The sequence below is a fragment of the Nocardia sichangensis genome, from assembly GCF_047200615.1.
Lineage (GTDB): Bacteria > Actinomycetota > Actinomycetes > Mycobacteriales > Mycobacteriaceae > Nocardia > Nocardia sichangensis.
This window is the reverse complement of the sequence record NZ_JBJZOK010000004.1, coordinates 123,032-142,456: the sequence shown is the minus strand read 5'-3', so window position 1 is coordinate 142,456 and position 19,425 is coordinate 123,032. Positions and strand designations below refer to the sequence as shown.

Genomic DNA, 19,425 nt, shown 5'->3' with positions numbered 1-19,425 from the left:
GGGTAGCGCCCCCCTTGTATGCCAGCGGGCGAACCGGGTCCCGCGCGTCTCGAACCGCGTCTCGAACAGAAAGGCGGCCCGTGCGCATTCTCGGAATCAACGCGGTATTTCATGATCCTGCTGCGGCTCTGATCGTGGACGGCGAAATCGTCGCGGCCGCCGAGGAAGAGCGGTTCACCCGCCGCAAGCACGGCAAGCGCCCGGTGCCCTTCTCCGCATGGGAACTGCCCGAACAAGCCGCCGCATGGTGTCTGGAGCGAGCGGGATTACGCCCCGACCAGCTCGACGCGGTGGGCTACTCCTACGACCCGGCACTGGTCGATCATTCGCTCGGCGGTCTCGATCGGAAAAGCGAGGCGACCAGAACGGACTACGCGTTCCGAGCGCCCGCTTTCCTCGCGGCCGCGTTGCCCGGACTCGATCCCACCATCGTGCGTTTCGTGCGACATCACCTGGCGCACGCCGCGTCCGCGGCCCTCGCGGCCCCGTCCGGCGACTCGGCGGTGCTGGTGGCCGACGGACGCGGCGAGAGCCAGTCCTATCTCGCCGGGGAATATCGAGACGGCAAGTTCGTGGAGCTGGCGGCACAGCGGCTGCCGCACTCGCTCGGATTGATGTACGAGGACCTCACCGAGCATCTGGGCTTCACCCGGTCCAGCGACGAGTACAAGGTCATGGCACTGGCCTCCTACGGCACCCCCCGATTCCTCGATCGGTTCCGCCAACTCGTGTATTCCACCCGGGACGGTGGTTTCCGTACCGAGGCCGTGAACTGGTCGGACTTCGCCCCCACGGTCATCGGCGGTGAGTTCGGCCGAGACCACGCCGACCTCGCCGCCAGCGTCCAACGACGACTCGAGGACGTGCTGCTCGAGTTGACCTCTTGGCTGCATCGCCAGACCCGGCAGCGAACCCTCACGCTGGCCGGCGGCATCGCGCTGAACTGCGTGGCCAACAGCCGTCTGCACGCCGAAGGCCCCTACGAGCGGATCTGGGTCCAGCCTGCCGCGGGCGACGCGGGCACCGCACTGGGCGCCGCGCTGCAATTGGCGGCCGAGTTCGGGGAGCGGGTCACCCCGATGCGGGGCGCCGACCTCGGCCGCGAATGGACGGACGCCGAGCTGGAAACCGTGCTCCGCACGGCCAAGGTCCGGTACACGAAATCCAACGACATCGCGGCGGACGTGGCGCAAGCGCTCGCGGAAGACCAGGTGGTGGCCTGGTTCCAGGGCCGGTCCGAATTCGGCCCGCGCGCACTCGGCCACCGTTCGCTGCTCGCTCACCCCGGCCGGTCGGCGAATCTCGAACGCCTCAACGATGTGAAGGGGCGCGAACAGTTCCGGCCGCTGGCACCGATGGTGCTCGCCGACCGGGCGTCCGAGATCTTCGGACGCGGGCCGCTGCCGAGCCCGTACATGCTGTTCGTGCACGACGTCGCGCCGGAGTGGCGAGAGCGGATTCCCGCCGCGACACATGTCGACGGCACCGCGCGGGTACAGACCGTCGATCCCGCCGACAAGCCGGTTTTGGCACGCATGCTGGCGGAGTTCGAGCGGCACACGGGTCTGCCGGTAGTGATCAACACCAGCCTGAACACGGCGGGCAGGCCGATGGTCGATTCACCGCGCGACGCCCTCGAATGCTTCGGTTCGGCACCCATCGATCTGCTCGCCATCGGCTCATTCGTGGTCCGTCGCCCATGAACGGCCCCACCGTGGACTACAGCATCGTGATCCCGACCATGGGCCGGGAAAGTCTTCGCGCGCTGCTCGAGTCGCTGGACACGGCGTCGGGACCGAAACCACGGGAGATCATCGTGGTGGACGATCGGCCCCGAGCCGGGGACCTACCGTTGCCCGCGACGGTGTCTTCGGTTCAGGTCATCCGCTCGGGCGGACGCGGACCCGCCGCGGCCAGGAACGCCGGGTGGCGGCATGCCGAAGGAACCTGGATCGCTTTCCTCGATGACGATGTGCTCACCGCGCCGGATTGGCCCGCCCGCTTGGCGGAGGACCTGCGTGATCTCGACGACAACACGGCGGCTTCCACGGCCCGCATCGAGGTTCCACTGCCGAAGCACCGCAGGCCGACCGACGCCGAACGCGGGATCGCACGGCTGGCCACGGCGCGGTGGATCACGGCGGACATGGCCTATCGCCGGTCCGCGCTGATCGCGGTGGGTGGCTTCGACGAACGGTTCCCGCGGGCGTTCCGCGAGGACGCCGATCTGGCACTCCGGGTCTGCCTCGCGGGTTACGTCATCGCGGCCGGACAACGCGTCACTCGCCACCCGCTTCGCGAATCGGGACCGATGGCCAGTGTCCGAGCACAACGCGGGAACGCCGACAACGCCCTATTGCGGCGGAAATACGGCGCTCGATGGCGGCAGCGGATCGGCGAAGAGGCCGGACTTCTCCGCCGCCACGCGTTCACTACGGCCGCGGGCGCGGTGGCCGTGGCGCTCGGCGTCGCGGGCCGTAAACTGCCCGCCCTCGTTTTCGCGGCCATCTGGACGGCGCTGACCGGTGCATTCGCAGCGCGCCGGATCGCACCCGGACCCCGAACACCCGGCGAGATCGGCCGGATGACGCTGAGCAGCGCGCTGATTCCACCGGCCGCGTGCTGGCACCGACTGCGCGGCGAGCTGCGTCACCGGAACGCGACCCACGCCTCGCCGCTGGCGTTGCTGTTCGACCGCGACGACACCCTCATCATCGATGTCCCCTACCTCGCCGACCCCACCGAGGTCCAGCCGGTGCCAGGAGCCGCCGACGCGCTGCGGAAAGTGCGCGCGGCGGGCATCCAGCTCGGCATCGTGAGCAACCAGTCCGGCGTAGCGCGAGGATTGATCAGCCTCGAACAGCTCGCCGCGGTGAACGCCCGAGTCGAGGATCTGCTCGGACCGTTCGCGACCTGGCAGGTGTGCGTGCACGGCGAAGGCGACGGCTGCGGGTGCCGCAAACCGGAGCCGGGCCTGATCCGGCAGGCCGCCGCGGATCTCGGCGTCGACATCGGCAGGTGTGTGGTCATCGGCGACACCGGCGCCGACGTCGCCGCCGCGCAGTCCGCGGGCGCACGCGCGATCCTGGTGCCGACGGCGAGAACCCTTCCCGGCGAGGTGCACCGCGCGCGTCGCGAAGCGACCGTGGCGCGGGATCTGACCGAGGCCGTCCGGCTGGCGATGGCGGGTGTGCCGTGACCGGCCGGGCGCTGGTGGCCCGCATGGACAATTTCGGCGATGTGCTGCTGGCGGGGCCGTGCGTCCGAGCGGTGGCCGCGCAGGTCGATTCGGTGACGCTGCTGGCCGGGCCGCGCGGCCGAGCCGCCGCGGATCTTCTGCCGGGTGTGGAGCAGGTCGTGACGTGGCGCGCGCCGTGGATCGATCTGGAGCCACCGGCGGTCACGTCGGCGGGCATCGATGCCTTTGTCGAGCGGATACGCGCGCTCGAGGTGGATCTCGCGTTGATCCTCACGTCCTTCCACCAGTCGCCGCTGCCGCTGGCGCTGCTGCTTCGGATGGCCGGTATTCCCTGGATCGGCGCGATCTCGGAGGACTACCCCGGTTCGTTGCTGGATCTGCGCCATCGCGTCGAGGGCGATCCGCCCGAAGCCGAACGGGCGTTGTCGCTCGCCGCGGCGGCCGGCTTCCGGCTGCCGCCCGGCGACGACGGGAAACTCGCTGTCCGGCAGCCGTTGCCGAAGGTCGGCGGGCTCACCGGCGAACCGGGTTACGTGGTCATGCATCCGGCCGCGTCGGTACCGGCGCGGCAGCCGTCCCCGTCCCGTTCCGCGGCCATCGTCGCCGCACTGACCAGCGCCGGTCACCGGGTGATCGTGACCGGCGCTCCCGCCGACCGGCCGCTCACCGGCGCCGTCGCGGGCAGACACGGCATCGACCTCGGTGGAGCCACGACCCTGCCCGAACTCGCCGCCGTGCTCCGCGACGCGAGCGTCGTGGTGGCGCCCAACACCGGCCCGGCGCATCTCGCCGCGGCCGTCGGGACACCCGTGGTCTCGCTGTTCGCACCGGTCGTGCCCGCCGAGCGGTGGGCCCCCTACGGCGTGCCGGTGGCCATGCTCGGTGACCAACGCGCGCCGTGCCGCGGCAGCAGAGCCCGGGTCTGCCCGGTGGCGGGGCATCCGTGCCTCGACTCGATCACCCCCGAGCAGGTCGTCACGGTGGCGGAAGAACTCGGTGCGGGCAGCCTCACGCGCCTGCGGACAGGAGGTGCGGGGTGATCGAAGACCATTTCGCGGCTTTGCACGCGGCGCTGGACCGCACCAGTTGCTTCGCACCCGATATCCGCAGATGGGGCAGGCAACTCGCGGTCGTGCTCGCCAACGGTGGACGGTTGCTCGCCTGCGGTAACGGCGGCAGCGCCGCGGAAGCCCAGCACCTGACCGGTGAGCTGGTCGGCCGCTTCCGCAACGAGCGCCGTCCGTTCTCGGCGATCGCGCTGCACGCCGACACCTCGGCGGGTACCGCGATCATCAACGACTACGGCGAGACCGAACTGTTCGCCCGCCAGGTCCGCGCGCACGGCAGGCCCGACGACATCCTCGTCTTGTTGTCCACCAGCGGCACCAGCCACAACGTGGTTGCCGCGGCGAAAGCGGCGCACGACATCGGCGTCGTCACGTGGGCCATGACCGGGCCTGCGCCCAATCCGCTCGCGGCGCTGTGCGACGACGCCGTCGCCGTGGACGCGCCCACCACGGCCACTGTGCAGGAAGTGCATCTGGTCTTGGTACACGCTCTGTGCTCGGCGCTCGACGATGCACTGGGGGTACCGACATGAAGCCGTTGGTCGTGGTCGGCGACAGCATTCTGGACGTCGACATCGAAGGCGTCGCGGAGCGGTTGTCGCCCGAAGCGCCCGTGCCCGTCGTGGACGTGGAACGCCAGTGGATACGCCCGGGCGGTGCCGGGCTGGCCGCCGCGCTGGCCGCGCAGTCGGTCGCCGAGGTCTCGCTCATCACGGCGACCGCCGACGACCACGACGGCCGCATCCTCACCCGGCTCCTCGACCAGCACGTTCGAGTCGTTCCGATCGCGCTGCGCGGCAAGACGGTTCGCAAGGCCCGCGTCCGCGCCGCGGGACAGTCGCTGTTGCGAATGGACACCGGCGACGGCACCGCGGACGGCGGCTCGGTGAGCGCCGCAGTTACCAGGACACTGCGGGCGGCCGGGGCAATCCTCGTGGCGGACTACGGCCGGGGTGTCGCCGCGCATCCCCGGATCCGGAGCCTGCTCACCGAACTGGCTCGGTCGGTACCGGTGGTGTGGGATCCGCACCCGCGCGGCCCCGCGCCGACACCGGGAGCACAACTGGTCTCGCCGAACCTGAAAGAGGCACGCCAGTTCGCGCCGGGATATGTCGAACCCGACGAGTTGGCGAAGGTGCTCCGAGACGAGTGGGCAGCGGATTCCGTCGCGGTTACCACCGGTCCGGGCGGAGCGGTCCTGGCCAATGGGAAACGGCTCACTGTGGTTCCGGTACCTGCCGACGTCCGTCTCGCCGGGCATCCCGGTTCCGACACTTGCGGCGCGGGTGACCGATTCGCCTCGGCCGCGACCGCCGCCCTGTTCGGCGGCTCCACGGTCGCCGACGCGGTGTCGCACGCGGTCGACGCGGCGGCCAGGTTCGTCGCGGCGGGCGGCGCGGCCACGTTGTCCACGTGCGACAGCACGGCCGTGGCCACGGCGGGGCCGACCGACACGAACGAGTCGGCGTTCGAGGTGGCGGCGCGAATCAGGGCGCGTGGCGGCCGACTCGTCGCCACCGGTGGCTGTTTCGATCTGCTGCATCCCGGCCATGTGAGCCTGCTGCGCCAGGCTCGCGCCATGGGTGACGCCTTGGTGGTCTGCCTCAACTCCGATGCGTCGGTGCGGCGCCTGAAAGGGCCGCGCCGGCCGATCGTCACCGCACGTGACCGTGCCCGGCTGCTCGTCGAACTGTCCTCGGTCGACGCCGTCGTCGTGTTCGACGAATCCTCGCCGAGCGCACTGCTGGACCGCCTTCGCCCCGATGTGTGGGTCAAGGGCGGCGACTACTCCGGCGTGGATCTCCCCGAGGCCGCGGTCGTTCGCGGTTACGGCGGCGAGATCGCGCTGATACCCACTGTTCCCGGTTACTCGACTACACAACTGGTCACCGCGAGCCAGGTCGGCGGCTGACCCGAGAACGTAAGGAGCGCGATGCGAACCCTCGGCAATGTCCTGATCACCGGTGGCGCTTCCGGGCTCGGCGCGGCGGTCACCGCCGCCGTCCGCGCGAACGGGGGCCGCCCCTATGTGATCGACCGGGTGGAGCCCGAGGCACCCGTCGATTTCGTGCGTGCCGATCTCGCCGACACCGTCGCCGCCGAACAGGCCGTGCACGAGATCATCGAGCGCACGGGGGGCCGGATCGACGGCGTGTTCACCGCGGCGGGGACCGACGCCTGCGGCCCACTGGACCAAGTGCCCACGAAGAAATGGGAATACGTGGTCCAGGTCAATCTGTTCGGCACCGCCGCCGTGATTCGTGCCGCCCTTCCGGCGCTGCGGGAGAGCAAGGGAACGGTCGTGACGTGTGCTTCCACCCTGGGCATCAAGGCGGTCGGTCACGCGACCGCCTATTGCGCCTCGAAATTCGGCGTCGTGGGCTTCACCAGGGCGCTCGCCGCCGAAACGGCGGGCAGCGTCGGGGTGACCCTGCTCATCCCGGGCGGGATGCACACGGCGTTCTTCGACGACCGCGACGAGCAGTACAAGCCGCCGCCCGACGCGAAACTCAACCAACCGCGGGACGTCGCCGACGCGGTGGTCTTCGCGCTCCGGCAGCCGCCGGGCTGCGAGGTCAGGGAGATGGTCGTGTGCGCCTCGGAAGAGGGATCGTGGCCCTGACGCGCACGATCCTGGTGCTGCGGGCACTCGGGCTCGGCGACCTGCTGACCATCGTGCCCGCCTTGCGCGGGATCAGAAGCGCCCACCCCGGCCACCGGGTGGTGCTCGCGGCGCCGGACGTGCTGCGTGACCTCGTCGGCCTCATCGACGCGGTCGACGAACTGCTGCCGACGGCGGGACTTGGTGCGCTTCGATGGCCCACGGCGCCACCGAGTCTCGCGGTCAACCTGCACGGCAAAGGACCGGAGAGCATCCGCGATCTGCTGACGGCAGGCCCCGATGCACTACTGACCCACCACAATCCGGAATTTCCCGACCTGCCCGGCCCCGCGTGGCGCGACGACGTGCACGAAGTGGATCGCTGGTGCCGCCTGCTGGAATACGGTGGGATCGACGCCGATCCAACCGCACTGCTGCTGCCGGCCCCACCGCGACCCGCCCCCGAATCGAATGCGGTCGTGATCCATCCCGGCGCGGCGTATCCCGCGCGGCGCTGGCCGTCCGAACGCTTCGCGCGAGTGGCGCGTGAACTCGTCGCCGACGGTCATCGAGTGGTGATCACCGGGAGCAGGGACGAAATGCGCTTGGCCAACGCGGTCGCCGAGAAGGCCGGGCTACCGCCCTCGGCGGTGTACGCGGGACGCACCGATCTGACCGAACTCGCCGCACTGGTGGCCGACGCGGCTCTGGTCGTGTGCGGTGACACCGGCGTCGGGCATCTCGCCACCGCGTTCGGCACACCGTCGGTAGTGCTGTTCGGGCCCACGCCCCCGAACCGGTGGGGGCCGCCCCCGGACGCGGAACACCACATCGCGCTGTGGGCCGGGACGGTCGGCGACCCGCACGCCGATTATCCGGATCCGGGCCTGCTCATGGTGCGACCCGAACATGTGCTCACGGTCGCGGCCGACTTGCTCGGACAGCGGGTCCGCCATGGGTAGTCGCGTCGGCGTGGTCGGCGCCGGTTATGTGGGTCTCACCAGCGCCGCATGCCTCGCCCACCTCGGACACCACGTGATCTGCGTCGACAACGACGAAGCCAAAGTGGCGGCGCTGCGTACGGGTGCGGTCGCGATCGTCGAGCCCGGGTTGCCGGAACTGGTTCGAGAGGGACTGGAGGAAAATCGGCTGGTCTTCACATCGGACGCGCAGGCGCTGCACGAATGCGAAGTGGTCCTGTTGTGCCTTCCCACGCCCATGGGCACCGGCGGTACGGCCGACCTCGGCGTGCTCGAGGACGCGCTGAGGACGTTGGCCACTGTCCTGCCACCGGACTGTGTGCTCGTCACCAAATCCACCGTCCCGGTGGGGACGGCGGCGCGGATTCCCGCCCTGTCCGGTCTCGCGGGCACGGCGGTGGTCAGCAACCCCGAATTCCTCCGGGAGGGCCACGCGGTCGAGGATTTCCTGCGCCCCGACCGGGTTCTCCTCGGCGCGGCCGAGCACGATCGGGAGTCGGCCGACCGTGTCGCGGCGCTCTACGCCGGAACGGGCGCACCGGTGCTGCGTTCCGACTCTGCCAGCGCCGAACTGGCAAAGTACGCCAGCAACGCGTTTCTCGCGGTGAAGCTCTCGTTCGTCAACACACTGGCCGAACTGTGCGAACGAGTCGGCGCCGACATCACCAAGGTCACCGGCGCGATGGGGATGGACGACCGGATCGGTCCCGCCTTTCTCGCTCCCGGCCCCGGCTGGGGCGGCTCGTGCCTGCCCAAGGACACGCGCGCGCTCCTGCGTGCCGCGGAAGCTCGGGGTGTGGACTTCGCCATGGTTCGCAATGCCTTGCAGGCCAACGACCGTCAGCAGGCGATGGTGCTGCGCAAGATCCGCCGCGCGGTCACCGATTCGGTCGACGGCTCGCTGGCCGGAACCCGGATCGGCGTGCTCGGCCTCGCGTTCAAAGCCGGAACCGGCGACCTGCGCGACTCCCCCGCCGTCGCGGTCGCGCGGCAGCTGACCCGGCACAGCGCCGTGGTCACCGCCTACGACCCGTGTGTGCCGGCGGGCACCCCGGGTCTGGACGGCATCCGCGTGGTGGACGACCCCTACCTCGTGGCGAAAGACGCCGGCGCGCTGGTGATCCTCACCGAGTGGCCCGAATTCCGTTCGCTCGACTGGGCGAAACTCGCGACCGACGTCGACCGACCCGTAATCGTCGACACGAGAAACCTTCTCGACGAGCGCCTGCTCACCCGCACCGGATTCACGGTGCTGGGCAACGGCACCACCGGCGCTTCCGACGGCGGACGGACCTTTTAGACACGCTCGTGCAGGGCCCAGGTCGAGTACGCGAAGCCGGTCTCGGCACCGGCGACCTGCTGGCCACCGGAACGCCGTCCGGCGTCGGTTACGCCCGCACCCCCGCCTGGCTGGTGCAGCCGGGCTACACCGCGAAGGCGTGGGCGACGACTTCGGCACCGTCCGGCGCCCACGCCTACGGGGCACAGGACGAGGTCGACGCGCGGCACGACAGCATGCGATATCTCGGCCGAGGAGTCCGGCACAGCGCGCCGGCCGTCGATGCCGCACACTGCTCCCATGACGACGCCCGAATCGCGAACCGGATCGATGTTCCGGTGGACTCCGGTAGCCACCGGCGCGGTGATCGCGCCCGGCGAGCGATTGACCTGGCCGCGCACGATCGGCATCGGATTGCAGCATGTGGTGGCGATGTTCGGCGCCACCTTCCTGGTGCCGGTCCTCACCGGGTTCCCACCGTCGACGACGCTGCTGTTCTCCGGGGTCGGCACCCTGCTGTTCCTGGTGATCACCCGCAACCGGCTGCCGAGCTATCTAGGTTCGAGTTTCGCGATCATCGCTCCGGTCCTCGCGGCCACCGCCTCCGCCGGAATGGGTGCGGCGCTGGGCGGCATCGTCGTGGTGGGCGTCGTGCTGATCGTCATCGGCGCGGTGGTGCACTTCGCAGGCACCCACTGGATCGAAGCGCTGATGCCGCCGGTGGTCACCGGCACCATCGTCGCCCTGATCGGGCTGAACCTGGCGCCGACCGCCAAGACGAATTTCGAGAAGGACGCGATCACCGCGACGGTCGTGCTCGTCCTGCTGATCCTGTGTCTGGTGCTCTTTCGCGGGTTGCTCGGCAGGCTGGCGATCGTCACCAGTGTCGTGCTCGGCTATCTGCTCGCGCTCGCCCGCGGCGAGGTCGACACCGCGGCGATCGGGAAGGCTTCCTGGGTGGGGCTGCCCGACTTCCACGCACCGAGCTTCCACCTCTCGGTGATCCCGATGTTCCTGCCGGTGGTCCTGGTACTCGTGGTGGAGAACATCGGGCACGTCAAGTCGATCACCACGATGACCGGTATCGACTACGACCGGCGCATGGGCCGCGCGCTGGCGGCCGACGGTCTGGCGACCGTACTGGCAGGCAGCGGCGGCGGTTCGGCGACCACCACGTACGCGGAGAACATCGGCGTGATGGCCGCGACGAAGGTGTACTCCACCGCCGCGTACTGGGTGGCCGGCGCCGCGGCGATCGCGCTCAGCCTCTCACCGAAGGTGGGAGCCGTGATCGCCGCCATCCCGGCCGGGGTGCTCGGTGGCGTGACGACGGCACTCTACGGCTTGGTCGGAATCCTCGGCGTGCACATCTGGGTGAGCAACCGGGTGGACTTCGGCAAGCCGATCAACCAGTTCACCGCGGCCATCCCGCTGGTCATCGGCATCGCCGACTTCACATGGGTGGTAGGCGAACTCGACTTCGGCGGTATCACGCTGGGCGCCGTCGCCGCGCTGGTGATCTACCACGCCATGCGGCTCATCGGGGGATGGCGCGGGACGGTCGTCCCTGACAACGCGCACGGGGTGCGGAAGCCGGTGGAACCGACGGATCGGTGACCGTCGGCGATTCCGGGCAACAGCGATCGACGCTCCATGCGCTGGGAACCTGGAGGAATACGAGTACGACCCTCAGATCCTCGTGCTGCGGTCGGCCCAAAATCGCTCCCGCACTTCCTTCTTCAAGACCTTGCCATTGACGCTGCGAGGGAGCTGGTCGACGAAGACGACCGCCTTGGGCGCCCGCACCGGGCCGAGCCGCTCGCGGCACCGGGCGATCAGCTCCGCCTCGCCAACGGTCTGCCCCGCCTCGAGTTCGACCACAGCGGTCACGACCTCACCCCAGTCGGGATGCGGGGCGCCGACCACCGCGCAATCCCGCACGGCGGGGTGGCTCCAGATCACCTGCTCGACCTCGCCGGGAAAGACGTTGAAACCGCCAGAGATGATGAGGTCCTTCTTCCGGTCGGTGATGTGGAGGTAGCCTTCCGCGTCGCGATGCCCCAGGTCGCCGGTGTGCAGCCATCCGTCGACAATGGTCTCCGCGGTGTGTTCGGGATCCTTGTAGTAGCCCTTCATCACGAGATCACCCCGGACACAGATCTCGCCGGTCACACCCGCGGCCACCTCCGCCTCGGACTCGTCCAGAATCGCCACCGTGGCCAGCGGATAGGGTCGTCCGCACGAACGGAGTCGGTGCTCGGGCGCAACCCGTCCGTCGATCAGGTGCTCGTCGGGCCGCAGGAACGAGATCGCCGCGGGGGCTTCCATTTGCCCGTAGCCTTCCAGGAAGACCGGCCCGAGCCGCTCGATTCCGGCGCGGAGTTTCTCGGTCGACATCGGCGCCGCGCCGTAGGTCAGGTAGCGCAGGGACGAGGTGTCGGCAGTCCGCTGCCGCAGCGCCTCGAGCAAGCGGTAGATCACCGTCGGCGGAAGGAACAGATCCGTGACGCGGTGCCGCTCGATGGCATCGAGGACCCGCTCCGGTGTCGCGCGCGGGATGATGACGACTGCGCCCCCGCGTGCGGTGGCCTGCAGGCTGAACAGCCCGGCCGTGTGCGTCATCGGGGCCGCGGCCAGGTTGACGATGGGTGCGCCCGCCGGATGGACCAGCGCCATCATCTGGTGGGTCACCATCGCCGACAGACTGCGGTGCGTATTCATGACGCCCTTGGGTGCACCGGTCGTTCCGCCGGTCGGCGCCACGGCGACCACATCGTCCATGGCGTAGCCGACCCGCGGTGGCGCGGTGGGATGCTGGGCGGTCCAGTCCCGCAGGGTCACATCGTCGGTCCCTGCCGCCAACGCGATGTATACGCCGACCTCGGGTGCTGCCGTCTTCAGTTCCGCTACCTGGTCGGCGAGAGCAGGGTGGTAGAACAACACTTCCACGTCGAAGCGCCGCAACAGCCGGATGTTCTCGCTCACCGGATGGGCCGGGTTCAGCGGGACCCACGCCGCGCCCGCGCGCCATGCGCCGAGTACGCAGATCCACGCCAGCGGTGAGTTCGGCGACAGCACGGCGATTTTCGATTCGCGCCGCATGCCGGCGCTCAGTAGCGCATGGGCGATTCGGCACGACAGCGCACCGGCTTCGTCGAAAGTCCAGACCTCGTCGTCGGTCCGGTAGGCGACGCCCGCCGGATTGATCGCCCGCCCTCGATCGAAGAAATCGATGATGGCCATGTCTCACACCCTTCCCAGCACGATGACGGCGGTGACCGCTTCGTCGCCGCGGTGGAAACCACCGCCGTTCTCCGCCAACGCGATTCGCGCCCCGTCCACCTGACGCGGACCGGCGTTGCCGCGCAATTGTTCCGTGAGCTCGAAGATCTGGCCGAGCCCACTCGCCCCGAGGGGATGCCCCTTGGATTCCAGGCCGCCGGAGGGATTCACCGGAATCCTGCCCCCGAGCGTGGTCTCACCGCGCAGCGCCGCCGGTCCACCCGCACCGAGCGGAACGAGGCCGAGCAACTCGGTCTGCAGGATCTCGCCGAATGCCGTGGCATCGTGAACCTCGGCCACGTCGATGTCCTCCGGACCGGCTCCTGCCAGTTCGTAGGCGCGTGCGGATACCGTACGGCTCGGGTGTCCCTCGAACGTCGTCGCGTCGCGGTCCGCTCCGCTGCCGAGGACGGCGGCGAGAACCTGCACCGATTTCGGCGCGCCGAGCCGCCGGAGCCCGGCCTCGCTGCACACGATCACCGCGGCCGCGCCGTCGGTGATCGGCGCGCACATCGGGACGGTGAGCGGGTACGACAGCTGCCGCCCCGCGAGTACGTCCGCCACGGTCATCGGCTTGCGGTAATGCGCGCGCGGGTTGTCGGCCGCATGGTCGTGATTCTTGGCCGCTACCGCGGCGATCTGTTCCTGGGTCGTGCCGTGCAGACGCATGTGGTTGCGAGCGATAGCCGCGTAGATGTCCATGAAGACCGAGCGGCGCCCCAGGTCGTGGTCGTCGACGTCACCACCCACCTCCAGCAGGACGCGCTCGAGCGCGGCGGGATCGGACACGTCGTAGGCGCTGTCGAACACCGCCATGGTTCGTTCGGGGTCGTCGACGTGCATGCGCTCCACGCCGACGGCCAGCGCGACATCAGCGGCCCCCGACCGGATCCGATCCACCGCGAGCGCGAACGCGGAGGCGCCCGTAGCGCAGGCGTTCTCGACGTTCACGATCGGAATGCGCTGAATACCCGAGGCCCGCAAGGCGATCTGCCCCGCGATCATGTGCTGGCCCTCGAGCGCACCTTGCGTGGCGGTACCGAAGAACGCGGCGTCGAGTGCGTCGGCGGAGGCACCGCAGTCCCGCAACGCGTCGGTGACGGCCCAGCGGGTGAGATCGTTGACGCTCTTTCCGTGGTGTCTGCCGAACGGCGTCATTCCGACACCGGCGACCCAGACGGGGGTTGTCATGATTTTCCTTTCGATTCGAAGTCGTCGATGCGGTCCGATCGACGCCGGCCCGCGCCGAAGGCGGTGCGGAGTCGCATCGACCTCGCGGAACGACAGGAGTCGTCGCTAAGGGCGCTCACCGATCGGCTGGTGATCCGCCAGGAGTCGACTGCCGAGGAAATCCAGTACTCGGTGTAGGGCGGCCTGGGTAGGTTGGCCCGGTTCGTCGATGAGGTGTTCGGTCAGGACCGAGTGGGGATCGAGCACGGCGTCCGGGTTGGCCGCGGCGTCGTCTAGTTCGATCGCGATGAACGCCTCGCCGAGTTGGTCGCGCAGGAAGTCGAATCGTTCGGCCGGAGAACGTCGATCACCGCAGAATCGCAAGCCCATGACCGAAAGTCCGTCGGCGCAACGTTGTTTGACGCGGGCGAGGTCCGAAGCGGACAGGTCGATGGAGTATTTCTGTCGCGAGGTGAAACCCAGCGGCAGCCCCGGCTGGGACAGTACGGGCGCGATCAGACGGTCGTCGACCGCCATGGCGAGGGCGAATCCACCGGTGAAGCACATCCCGACGGCACCGACACCCGGTCCGCCGCAGCGGCGGTGCTCGTGTTCGGCCAGCGCACGCAGCCAGTGCACGACCGGTGAGGTGCGGCCGGTGGCCAGCACCACGAACTCCCGGCTGACGCAGATCGGCCCGAGCTGACCGGCGACGTTCGCCAACGCGGAGACCAGCCCGTGCGCGGCGGGGCTGGGGTCACGACCCGGGTTGCCGTACAGGTGCGGCACCACCGCCGTGCACCCCAAACCCGCGACGCGGCGGGCGAAGTCGAACACCTCGGGTGAGATGCCCGGGAATTCCGCCATGACGATTACGGCGGGACCGGCGCCTTGGCGGAAAAGTGCGCGGGTCTTGCCGTCGTAGGTGAACGAATCGCGCTCGAAGTCATGAAGATCGTCGTCGCTCATGTGTAGCCCTTCTCGTGAACGGGCCCTCACTATCGACCGGCAGGACTCGCCGGTTATAGGAAAAATGTTCCCCGATGCGCCCGGAGTCACCGCTGTCCCTCGACAGCGCCGTCGATGAACAGCGGCGTCGACGAGACCGGGACCCGAAGCACTCCCCCAGCGATGTCGACCGGCACCCGAGCACCGTGCGCATCCACTACATGCGCCCGGAGAAACGGCCAGTCGCAGACGAATTCGTTCGGTGAATCATCCTGATCGGCGATGCCGCGCCGCTCCCAGACGACCAGCGCCGGAGTACCCTGATTCCGCTCGGCTTCGAACAAGTACAAGTCGGGACGATCGGTGACGGTGATCCGCCGAACCCGGGTGGCGCCGTCGAGCAGGCGTGCCATCAACTCGAACGTGTCGGCGGCCGGATGCCGCCGACCGATGGTTCCGCCCGCACTGTCCAGAAGCTGGAGTTTGCCGAACATCAGCGCACCCGCGGCACGGCTGTCGCGATAGAACTCCCATTCGGGGGCGATCGGGTAGTACAAGTTGCGCCGGATGCCCTCGGCGAGCGCGAGCATCGTGCGCACCACCACATCCCGGCAGGCCAGCCTGTGCCGGTGTTCCTCCAGTTCCGGTGCGCACCCGTTCATGAACATCTGCAACGTGGGCGGCAGTTCGGCCATGCGCTGGTAGAGCTCGACCACCGGCGCGTCCGCCGTGGCTTCGATCTCTTCGAGGGTGTCGGGCATAGGAGCCTTCCCGAGGAACTGCTGCTGATGAACAGCGAGCACATCGGCCAGATGCGGCAGATTGTCCGGGAAATCCGTGGGCAGCGGCCCACTGTGCTCGCTTGCGACGACCGGCTTTTCGCATCCGTGGGCGGCCAGCTGCGCTCGGCATGCTCGCACCAGTTCCGGGACGGTGTACGGGTCGCCGTATGGGTGGATGTCGAAAACGTCGAAATGCTCCGCTCCATCCCGCAGCACCTCTCCGAAGAAGCGCCCCCAGGTGTGCGCTCCGGCCGGTCCGTCGCCCAGCATCGCCCCCGGCACCGCCGCGCCGAGTACCACCAGCGCCGCGGGGTCCGCCTGTTTCACGGCCTCGTGGAAGACCCGCAGCTGAGCGACATAGTCACCGGCCGTACCGGCCCAGAACAACGGCAGGCATGGCTCGATCTCGCACTGCCAGAAACGGATTCGGCCCGGCTGGTGCGCGGCGAGCTCTCGGAGCCGCCGACCGAATGACGTCACGACAGGGAGACCTACTGCACGTACTGGCCACCGAAATGCACAGCCAACCGGACCTGCTCCGCGAAGTTCGAGATCAGCTGTTCGACACCAGCGTCACCCGATGGCTGACGATTCTCGGTCGCGCCATCGCCCGTGGCCAAGCCCGCCCCGAAGCACTGTCGCCGCGAATCGCGACCGTGGCGGTCGATCTACTGCGCAACGAGTACCTTGTCCGCGGCGTCACCACCATCCCCGACAGCACCATCACCGAGATCATCGACACCATCTACCTGCCCCTCGTGCGGCCCCACGTCGGGCAGGGCGGCGAATGAGAGCGCGCCGCCTACTCGGACCGCGTCGAGCGCGTCAGAAGTGCGCGGCGCCACCGTCGATCGAAGTCGAGTGGCGTAATTTGTCGAGGGTCGTGGAGCGCGACGGCGGGCGCATGCGTCACGGTTGGGCGAGCGAGTGCGTCGGGGTGATGGTCCGGATGTGCAGGACGACATCGAACCAGTCGCCCAGTCCGGCACCGGCGATGTGATGATCGACGTCGCGGTCAGGGCGGTAGGTCCCGATGATGAGGCGGAGCTTCGCGGGCCGATGCAGCCATTGCCGAACCGCGCCCGCGGGTGCGGTCCGCAGATCGAGCAGGTAACTGCCGAGCTCGGGTTGGTCGAGCACAGTGTCCGCGAAGCCCTCCGCCGGAGCGGGCACAGCCAGGTCGGCGCGGACGTTGCCGTGATGAAAGGTGAGCGCGACCGACAGATAACCGGTTCCGAAGCGGTCACGGAGCAGGGATCCCGTGTTCGGAAACCGTTGTGACATAGCGGCAACGGTGAGCTCTCGCGCGACGGCGGTGTTGGACACTCCTTCCCAGTACACGATCCGGTGCCCGGTGCGGTCGTGCCAGTCCACGATGCGGCGAGCGGCATCGACGGATTCGGCGGCGAAGTCACGGCGACCCGAGGCGGTGCTGCTCTCGTGGTACCGCACGATGAGGCGAGCCGCGTCCAGGACTTCGGGTGCGCCTGCGGCGCCCGGCAACGACTCGACCAGCGTCAGCGCGTCTTGGGCGTGGTCGGCGAATGGGCGCCCGGGGTGGGCGCCGTTCGCACGCTGTATGTGCTCGCCCAGCCGATGGGCTGTCACAATCGGGTCGTAGTGCGATCCGAGATCCGCCTTCCTTTGCGGCGCAACTTTTTCCACGAACCTAGTCACGCGCTCGTAGTGCGCCGGTTTGGCGGCCTCGGGAGCCAGGCCGAACAGGCGTACCGGATCGTGCGGATGCGCACGATTGAACTCGCGCGCCCACTCCAGAACCGCGATTGTCTCGGCGGTGCGCCACGGCACCCACGCATCGCCCAGAATCGCCCGCACGTCCCCGGCACCCGTCCGCGCGTATTCGTCCATGGCCGCCACGACGGATTCGTCATCGAGCAGGGCGAGCGCCCGAAAACCTAGAGTTTCCACGAACAGTCGCAATATCCGGTGTGCGGTCACGGACAGTTCGTGCCCCGCGCGGGTCGTCGCGCCGACTCCGACGACGACCGTGCCGTCAGCCCGGTCGGCCAACGCCGCCAAGTCCATGAGCGATCCATCGGCGTCGAGCGTGGCGAGGGGGCGGGCGCAGTCGCGGATCCAACGCGTCACGTGCGCGGAGTCGTGCGTCTCATCCGACATGGTCTGCTCCTCGGCGAACGGGCCCGCCGGACCTGGCGCGGCGGAGCGCTCTCGACAATGCCTTTGATACCAAAGACATTTATCTTTGCTCGCAAAGGTACTTTCGGGATGGGGCGGATGTCAATTGCCGAATCGCGGTCACCGAGCCCGTCCGCCCCCGCCTACCGCGACCGACGCGCCGCGATGAGGTCGGCCGCGCCGGAGCGCAGGAAGGGCCGATCGAGTGAGCCGAGCATCATCGGCGTCATGAGCGATGGCGGGCGGCGACAGTTTCTCGAGATTGCCCGGCGGCGCGATCCGCGGGCGTCGCGCGATGCGCTGTCGCTTTTCCGGCGAGGGTCAGCAACTCGCCGAACACATCGGCTGCTATCTCGGCGAGCGACCGCTGCTCGTCTTCGCGAATCCATTGCGTGAAAGCGATCCCGAACACCGTGATGCACGACTCCGCCGCCAGCCTCGCGGCGAGGTCGTCGACGCCTCGCGCGCGCAGGGCGTCGGCGACCGTCGTGGCGAGACCTGCGAGCTTGTGCCGCTCGCGTTCCTGTAGTGCGGGGTTCTGGTCGATCACGAATTGTCGCGTACGGGAGTCCGACCGGCGTTCGTCGGGAAAGAACGACGCTACGGACTGCAGCGCGGAGGCGACGATGTCGATCGCGGAGGTGTCCGGGGGTGCGGCGTCCACGCCGGTGACGAACGCTTCGACCAGTAAGCCCTGTCCGCGGAAGAGAACCTCCCGCTTGTCACTGAAGTGACGGAAGAACGTGCGTTCGGTCAGGCCGGCGGACTGCGCGATCTCCGTGGCGGTGGTCTGTTCGAAGCCCCGGGTGGCGAACAGTTCGAGCGCGGCCTGCCGCAGCCGCTCCGCGGCCCCAGGTTCCCAACGTGCCATGTCGCCAAGTGTAGTGATGACAGCTACTGACATGAAGGCGTAAGGTGATGTCTGTGACTGACGTCAGTCACAGACATCACCTCGTAGGGATCGCTCCCCGCTTCAGCGGCGGAGTGGACGAAGGAGTTCACGTCATGCATGTTTTCGTCACCGGAGCCTCTGGATGGATCGGCTCGGGCACCGTCGCCGACCTGCTCGCCGACGGCCACGAGGTCACCGGACTGGCCAGATCCGACGGATCCGCCGCAGCCCTCGAGGCCAAAGGCGCCCAGGTCCGCCGCGGCGACCTGGACGACCTCGACAGCATCCGCTCCGGAGCCGAGGCGGCCGACGCCGTCATTCATCTGGCGAACAAACACGATTGGTCCGACCTCGCCGCCTCCAATGCGGCCGAGCGAGCCGCCGTTCAGACCATCGGCGACGCGCTCGCCGGCACCGGCCGCCCCTTCCTGCTCGCGTCGGGCGTCGCCGCCCTCAGCCAGGGCAGGCCCGCGACGGAGGCCGACCCTTCTCCGTTCCACGGCCCCGACTCGCCGCGCGGAGGAAGCGAGAACTTGGCGCTCGAGTACGTCGACCGCGACGTGCACACCGTGAGCCTGCGTTTCGCGCCAACCGTGCACGGCGCCGGGGACCACGGTTTCATCGCGACCCTCGCCGCGATCGCCCGCCGGACCGGCGTCTCCGGCTACCCCGGCGACGGCGCCAACCGGTGGGCCGCGGTCCATCGAGCCGACGCCGCCCGACTGGTCACGCTCGGCCTCGGCAAGGCCCCGGCGGGAGCTCGCCTGCACGCCGTCGCCGAAGAGGGCGTGCCGAGCCGCGTGATCGCCGATGCGATCGGCCGAGCACTGGACCTGCCCGTGACCTCCATCGCCCCGCAGGACATCCAAGGTCATTTCGGGTGGATCGGCGCATTCTTCGCGATGGACCTCTCGGCAACCAGCGAGGCGACGCGAGAGCTGCTGGGCTGGACACCTACCGGACCGACCCTCATCGAGGACCTCGACGCCGGTGCCTACACGGCGCACTGATCGGCCGCCGCAAGTTCATGCCGTCGCCGGGGCGGTTCCACTGGCCAGCCTTCCATC

Annotated in this window: 17 protein-coding genes; 11 read left to right on the top strand and 6 right to left on the bottom strand. The window is 69.1% G+C overall.

Annotation, left to right across the window (positions count from 1 at the left end; all coding sequences use genetic code 11):
* The first annotated feature begins 80 nt into the window (after positions 1-80).
* The 9 genes from ACL03I_RS07125 (at position 81) to ACL03I_RS07085 (ending at position 10,744) form a co-directional block, all read left to right on the top strand.
* Positions 81-1,703 (top strand): carbamoyltransferase family protein, encoded by a 1,623-nt coding sequence (locus tag ACL03I_RS07125; protein WP_355074199.1) that lies wholly within the window; start codon positions 81-83, stop codon positions 1,701-1,703.
* Positions 1,700-3,199 carry an HAD-IIIA family hydrolase gene (locus tag ACL03I_RS07120; RefSeq protein ID WP_412805448.1) on the top strand — a complete coding sequence of 500 codons (1,500 nt, stop codon included), beginning with the start codon at positions 1,700-1,702 and terminating at the stop codon, positions 3,197-3,199. Before ACL03I_RS07125 ends, ACL03I_RS07120 begins: the two co-directional genes overlap by 4 nt.
* Entirely contained in the window at positions 3,196-4,239 is a 1,044-nt protein-coding gene (locus ACL03I_RS07115) for a glycosyltransferase family 9 protein (protein WP_355074202.1), read from the top strand. Before ACL03I_RS07120 ends, ACL03I_RS07115 begins: the two co-directional genes overlap by 4 nt.
* Entirely contained in the window at positions 4,236-4,799 is a 564-nt protein-coding gene (locus ACL03I_RS07110; RefSeq protein WP_355074204.1) for a D-sedoheptulose-7-phosphate isomerase, read from the top strand. The genes ACL03I_RS07115 and ACL03I_RS07110 overlap by 4 nt, the downstream gene beginning before the upstream one ends.
* Positions 4,796-6,178, top strand: coding sequence for a PfkB family carbohydrate kinase (locus ACL03I_RS07105; protein WP_355074205.1), 1,383 nt, complete (start codon positions 4,796-4,798; stop codon positions 6,176-6,178). The genes ACL03I_RS07110 and ACL03I_RS07105 overlap by 4 nt, the downstream gene beginning before the upstream one ends.
* Before the next feature lie 21 nt (positions 6,179-6,199).
* Complete coding sequence (locus tag ACL03I_RS07100) at positions 6,200-6,889, top strand: SDR family oxidoreductase (protein WP_355074207.1); 690 nt, start codon at positions 6,200-6,202, stop codon at positions 6,887-6,889.
* Entirely contained in the window at positions 6,880-7,830 is a 951-nt protein-coding gene (locus ACL03I_RS07095; protein ID WP_412805447.1) for a glycosyltransferase family 9 protein, read from the top strand. The genes ACL03I_RS07100 and ACL03I_RS07095 overlap by 10 nt, the downstream gene beginning before the upstream one ends.
* Complete coding sequence (locus ACL03I_RS07090; RefSeq protein ID WP_412805446.1) at positions 7,823-9,148, top strand: UDP-glucose dehydrogenase family protein; 1,326 nt, start codon at positions 7,823-7,825, stop codon at positions 9,146-9,148. The genes ACL03I_RS07095 and ACL03I_RS07090 overlap by 8 nt, the downstream gene beginning before the upstream one ends.
* A gap of 309 nt (positions 9,149-9,457) precedes the next feature.
* Positions 9,458-10,744: a uracil-xanthine permease family protein gene (locus ACL03I_RS07085; RefSeq protein ID WP_379253663.1), complete on the top strand. Its 1,287-nt coding sequence runs from the start codon at positions 9,458-9,460 to the stop codon at positions 10,742-10,744.
* Positions 10,745-10,816: 72 nt separating this feature from the next.
* Here the strand turns inward: ACL03I_RS07085 and ACL03I_RS07080 are convergent, their stop codons facing one another.
* The 4 genes from ACL03I_RS07080 to ACL03I_RS07065 all read right to left on the bottom strand — a co-directional run bounded on the left by ACL03I_RS07080 (position 10,817) and on the right by ACL03I_RS07065 (position 15,789).
* Positions 10,817-12,370, bottom strand: a complete 1,554-nt coding sequence (locus ACL03I_RS07080) for a class I adenylate-forming enzyme family protein (protein ID WP_412805445.1) — start codon at positions 12,368-12,370, stop codon at positions 10,817-10,819.
* Positions 12,371-12,373: 3 nt separating this feature from the next.
* Complete coding sequence (locus ACL03I_RS07075) at positions 12,374-13,600, bottom strand: thiolase family protein (protein ID WP_412805444.1); 1,227 nt, start codon at positions 13,598-13,600, stop codon at positions 12,374-12,376.
* 105 nt (positions 13,601-13,705) lie between these two features.
* Positions 13,706-14,548 carry a dienelactone hydrolase family protein gene (locus ACL03I_RS07070; protein ID WP_355074216.1) on the bottom strand — a complete coding sequence of 281 codons (843 nt, stop codon included), beginning with the start codon at positions 14,546-14,548 and terminating at the stop codon, positions 13,706-13,708.
* An 86-nt stretch (positions 14,549-14,634) separates the two neighbouring features.
* Positions 14,635-15,789 carry a hypothetical protein gene (locus tag ACL03I_RS07065; protein WP_412805443.1) on the bottom strand — a complete coding sequence of 385 codons (1,155 nt, stop codon included), beginning with the start codon at positions 15,787-15,789 and terminating at the stop codon, positions 14,635-14,637.
* Here ACL03I_RS07065 and ACL03I_RS07060 point away from each other — a divergent pair.
* Positions 15,780-16,100 (top strand): TetR-like C-terminal domain-containing protein, encoded by a 321-nt coding sequence (locus ACL03I_RS07060; RefSeq protein ID WP_412805442.1) that lies wholly within the window; start codon positions 15,780-15,782, stop codon positions 16,098-16,100. The genes ACL03I_RS07065 and ACL03I_RS07060 overlap by 10 nt on opposite strands.
* A 118-nt stretch (positions 16,101-16,218) precedes the next feature.
* Here the strand turns inward: ACL03I_RS07060 and ACL03I_RS07055 are convergent, their stop codons facing one another.
* Entirely contained in the window at positions 16,219-17,448 is a 1,230-nt protein-coding gene (locus ACL03I_RS07055) for an erythromycin esterase family protein (protein ID WP_412805441.1), read from the bottom strand.
* 244 nt (positions 17,449-17,692) lie between these two features.
* Positions 17,693-18,337 carry a TetR family transcriptional regulator gene (locus tag ACL03I_RS07050; RefSeq protein WP_412805440.1) on the bottom strand — a complete coding sequence of 215 codons (645 nt, stop codon included), beginning with the start codon at positions 18,335-18,337 and terminating at the stop codon, positions 17,693-17,695.
* A gap of 134 nt (positions 18,338-18,471) precedes the next feature.
* Between ACL03I_RS07050 and ACL03I_RS07045 the strand changes: the two genes are divergently transcribed.
* Positions 18,472-19,368 (top strand): SDR family oxidoreductase, encoded by an 897-nt coding sequence (locus ACL03I_RS07045; protein ID WP_412805439.1) that lies wholly within the window; start codon positions 18,472-18,474, stop codon positions 19,366-19,368.
* Positions 19,369-19,425 lie beyond the last annotated feature (57 nt).

Bases quoted from the DNA above. Each gene is read 5' to 3' on its own strand.
- ACL03I_RS07045 (WP_412805439.1), top strand. From the start codon at position 18,472: ATGCATGTTTTCGTCACCGGAGCCTCTGGATGGATCGGCTCGGGCACC.
- ACL03I_RS07070 (WP_355074216.1), bottom strand. From the start codon at position 14,548: ATGAGCGACGACGATCTTCATGACTTCGAGCGCGATTCGTTCACCTAC.
- ACL03I_RS07090 (WP_412805446.1), top strand. From the start codon at position 7,823: ATGGGTAGTCGCGTCGGCGTGGTCGGCGCCGGTTATGTGGGTCTCACC.
- ACL03I_RS07080 (WP_412805445.1), bottom strand. From the start codon at position 12,370: ATGGCCATCATCGATTTCTTCGATCGAGGGCGGGCGATCAATCCGGCG.
- ACL03I_RS07060 (WP_412805442.1), top strand. From the start codon at position 15,780: ATGACGTCACGACAGGGAGACCTACTGCACGTACTGGCCACCGAAATG.
- ACL03I_RS07105 (WP_355074205.1), top strand. From the start codon at position 4,796: ATGAAGCCGTTGGTCGTGGTCGGCGACAGCATTCTGGACGTCGACATC.
- ACL03I_RS07050 (WP_412805440.1), bottom strand. From the start codon at position 18,337: ATGGCACGTTGGGAACCTGGGGCCGCGGAGCGGCTGCGGCAGGCCGCG.
- ACL03I_RS07055 (WP_412805441.1), bottom strand. From the start codon at position 17,448: ATGTCGGATGAGACGCACGACTCCGCGCACGTGACGCGTTGGATCCGC.
- ACL03I_RS07085 (WP_379253663.1), top strand. From the start codon at position 9,458: ATGTTCCGGTGGACTCCGGTAGCCACCGGCGCGGTGATCGCGCCCGGC.
- ACL03I_RS07100 (WP_355074207.1), top strand. From the start codon at position 6,200: ATGCGAACCCTCGGCAATGTCCTGATCACCGGTGGCGCTTCCGGGCTC.
- ACL03I_RS07120 (WP_412805448.1), top strand. From the start codon at position 1,700: ATGAACGGCCCCACCGTGGACTACAGCATCGTGATCCCGACCATGGGC.
- ACL03I_RS07075 (WP_412805444.1), bottom strand. From the start codon at position 13,600: ATGACAACCCCCGTCTGGGTCGCCGGTGTCGGAATGACGCCGTTCGGC.